Source organism: Streptomyces sp. NPDC005195 (assembly GCF_040608315.1).
Lineage (GTDB): Bacteria > Actinomycetota > Actinomycetes > Streptomycetales > Streptomycetaceae > Streptomyces > Streptomyces kaempferi.
On sequence record NZ_JBEXHZ010000193.1, the window covers coordinates 1 to 3,416 of the forward strand.

Genomic DNA, 3,416 nt, shown 5'->3' on the forward strand with positions numbered 1-3,416 from the left:
GCGTTGACCCGCCAGGCATACTCGATGCTATCGACACGATCACCACGCACCATGTCACAAACCTACTACCCATTGTGACGCCCCTTACCCTCCGCGCGAGGGAGGAGTTCCAAGCGTCGGTAACCGAGCGTCACCTCGAAGCAGAAGTTACCCATTGCGTTGGGGGCGTGGTCAGCCCGTTGCTGATGAACATCGCCCTCCATGGGATGGGAGAGGTCATCGGAGCGAACCGTCCGTGGAACGCCAGGACGACCTCGCCGGCTCTGGTTCGGTACGCCGACGACTTCGTGGTGTTCTGCACCACCGAGAAAGAGGCGATCAATGTCAGGCATGACCTGGCCGAATGGCTCGAACCCCGGGGCCTCTCCTTCAACGAGGAGAAGACCAGGGTGGTGCACCTCTCCAACGGAGTGGACTTCCTCGGGTTCAACGTCGGCAGGTTCCGCCAGAAGCTGATCATCAAGCCGAGCCGGGACGCCCCCCAGAGAGCCCGGAAGAGGGTCAGTACCACGGCCAGGGAGTACAGCGGCTCGCCCACTGAAAGCCTGGTCAGGGCACTGTCACCATTCGTACGCGGCTGGTCCACGTACTACCGGACTGTCTGCTCGAAGGAGACCTTCAACCAACTGGACGCCCACACCTTCGAGGTCCTGAAACGCTGGGCCATGCGACGGCATCGCCGCAAACCCTGGGGATGGATCAAACGAAGGTACTGGGGCACGTTCCAGCCAGGCAGGTCCAGCAAGTGGGTATTCGGCACTGCCGAGCACTACTTGCAGCAAGCCTCCTGGATGCCGATCCAGCGACACACCCTGGTCAAGGACGATGCGTCGCCCGACGATCCGGAGTTGGAGGAGTACTGGGGGAACCGTCGACGCAAGCGGGTGCAGGCAGTGGGAGAGCCCAAGAAGATCCTCTCCCTCGCCTACCGTCAGCGGGGGCTGTGTCCCAGGTGCGGACTGGATCTGATCGACGGAGCCGGGTTCGACCCGGACGACGTTCAGGACTGGGTCAAGTGGTTCACAGGGAGCCTCCGGGCGATCCACGTGCACCACCTGACCTACCGCAGCAACGGTGGGAGCGACCACCCGAGCAACCTGGAGCTGATCCACACGACCTGTCATCGCCAGGTACATGCTGGCGACCGGAAGCGTGACACCCACCGGCAGCCACAGGCCAGCTTGAGCCGGATGCGGGGATGACTCGCACGTCCGGTTCTGAGGGGGCCGGGACTCAGCAATGCGTCCCGGCTACCCGACTGCTCAGCGTAGTCAACAACGACGGCACCACGCCGAACGGCTCCCTGATCGACGAGATCGTCCGCGAGGGCGCCCGGCGGATGCTGGCTGCCGCCCTGGAGGCGGAAGTCAACGCTTACATAGCCGAGTTGGCCGGTGAGCGGGACGAGAGCGGTCGCCGCCTGGTCGTGCGCAACGGCCATCACCAGACGCGGAAGGTCACCACCTCCGCCGGAGTCGTGGAGGTCAAGGCCCCGCGCGTGAACGACAAGCGCATCGACGAGGCCACAGGCGAACGCAAGCGGTTCTCCTCGGCGATCCTGCCGCCCTGGGCACGGAAGTCCCCGAAGATCAGCGAGGTGCTGCCGCTGCTCTACCTGCACGGCCTGTCCTCCGGCGACTTCGTGCCCGCACTCGAACAGTTCCTCGGCTCCTCGGCCGGCCTCTCGCCCGCCACCGTGACGCGGCTGACCGTCCAGTGGCAGGCCGACCACCGGGCGTTCATGGACCGCGACCTGTCCGCCACCGACTACGTGTACGTCTGGGCCGACGGCGTCCATCTGCGCATCCGCCTGGAGGAGGCGAAGGCCGCGGTCCTGGTGCTGATGGGCGTGCGGGCCGACGGCACAAAGGAACTGATCGCGATGACCGACGGATACCGTGAGTCGTCCGAGGCATGGGCCGGGCTGCTGCGGGACTGCGCTCGCCGGGGCATGCGGGCCCCGGTCCTGGCCGTCGGCGACGGCGCACTCGGCTTCTGGAACGCACTGAACGAGGTGTTCCCCGAAACCCGCCATCAAAGGTGCTGGGTTCACAAAACGGCCAACGTTTTGGACGCCCTGCCGAAGTCGGCCCAGCCCGCGGCCAAGCGCGCGATCCAGGAGATCTACAACGCCGAGGACAAGGAGCACGGGGCCAGGGCCGTCCGCGACTTCGAGCGCGCCTACCAGGCGAAATACCCCAAGGTCGTCAAACGGATCACGGACGACGAGGACGAGCTGCTGGCGTTCTTCGACTTCCCCGCCGAGCACTGGATCCATCTGCGCACCACAAATCCAATCGAGTCGACCTTCGCCACGGTCCGGTTGCGGACGAAGGTCACCAAGGGCGCCGGCAGCCGGGCAGCCGCCCTCGCCATGGTCTTCAAGCTGATCGAATCCGCTCAGGCCCGCTGGCGCGCGGTCAACACACCCCATCTCGTGGCGCTGGTGCGGGCCGGCGCCCGTTTTGAACGCGGCCACCTGGTCGAGCGCCCTGAGGAGGCCGCCGCGTGAATGGCCTCAACGGCGCCGATGACCGTTTCGCCGAGGACGAGCACCAGCGATTCGCCCGCTACCTACACGAACTGGCCGTCGTCCGTGACGAAGACGAAGCCGATCTGGTGACCAGAATCCTGCGCGACCCGGACACGACGATGGCGCAGTCGGCCATCGTCCGCCACCTCGACCGTCGAGCAGCGCTACTGCTGACCGACGAGGGGTTCACCGGCTGGGCCCGCGCGATCGCCGGGATCAGCGCGGAGCGGGAGTTCCTCGCCCGCCGTCTGCGCGAATGGACCCTGCTGCGGTCAATCACCGTGGGCGAGCCGTGGGGCCCGGAGGAAGTCACCACCGGATCCGACTGGTTCCAGCGCAAGGCCGTCGAGACCCTGCCCTCATCCTCCATCCTCACCCTGCTCGCCGAGGCCGGAAGAACCCGACGCGTCCGCGCTGACGCCAGTCGCCGACTGCGTCAGCGACACCACCGCGACTGACCTGATCCACAGGTCTTGACTATTCCTCCCCAGCTCCCGGACGCGGTGGCCGGCCTGCCCTCCTTCGACGGGCGCATCGTCATCGACGTCACCAACCAGTTCGCCTCTCCGCCCCCGCCCGTGAAGATCGCCGACCTGGGCGAGCTGACCGGCAGTGAACACGTCGCCTCCCTGCTGCCCGGAGCCCGCGTCGTCAAGGCGTTCAACACCCTCTACGGCCAGTACATCGCCGCCGATCCGCGGCACCGGGCCGGACGCCAGGTGCTGTTCCTCGCCGGTGACGACGCCGACGCCAAGACCACCGTCAAGGACCTCACCGCCGCCTTCGGTTTCGCCCCCGTCGACCTCGGCTCCTTGCGCGAGGGCGGACGTCTCATGCAGCTCGGCGGGCCGCTCTCCGGCCTCCACGCCCTCAAACAGGACTG

Annotated in this window: 4 protein-coding genes; all 4 read left to right on the forward strand. The window is 66.7% G+C overall.

All coding sequences use genetic code 11. The features are described 5' to 3' along the window. A partial coding sequence (locus ABZV34_RS37760; RefSeq protein WP_356287299.1) for a group II intron maturase-specific domain-containing protein occupies positions 1 to 1,202 on the forward strand: 1,202 nt, incomplete at its 5' end. 56 nt (positions 1,203 to 1,258) lie between these two features. Continuing rightward, positions 1,259 to 2,512 (forward strand): IS256 family transposase, encoded by a 1,254-nt coding sequence (locus ABZV34_RS37765; protein ID WP_356287307.1) that lies wholly within the window; start codon positions 1,259 to 1,261, stop codon positions 2,510 to 2,512. Then, positions 2,509 to 2,991, forward strand: coding sequence for a hypothetical protein (locus ABZV34_RS37770; protein ID WP_356287302.1), 483 nt, complete (start codon positions 2,509 to 2,511; stop codon positions 2,989 to 2,991). The genes ABZV34_RS37765 and ABZV34_RS37770 overlap by 4 nt, the downstream gene beginning before the upstream one ends. Before the next feature lie 15 nt (positions 2,992 to 3,006). After that, on the forward strand, positions 3,007 to 3,416 hold a 410-nt coding region (locus ABZV34_RS37775), incomplete at its 3' end, for an NADP oxidoreductase (protein WP_356287305.1).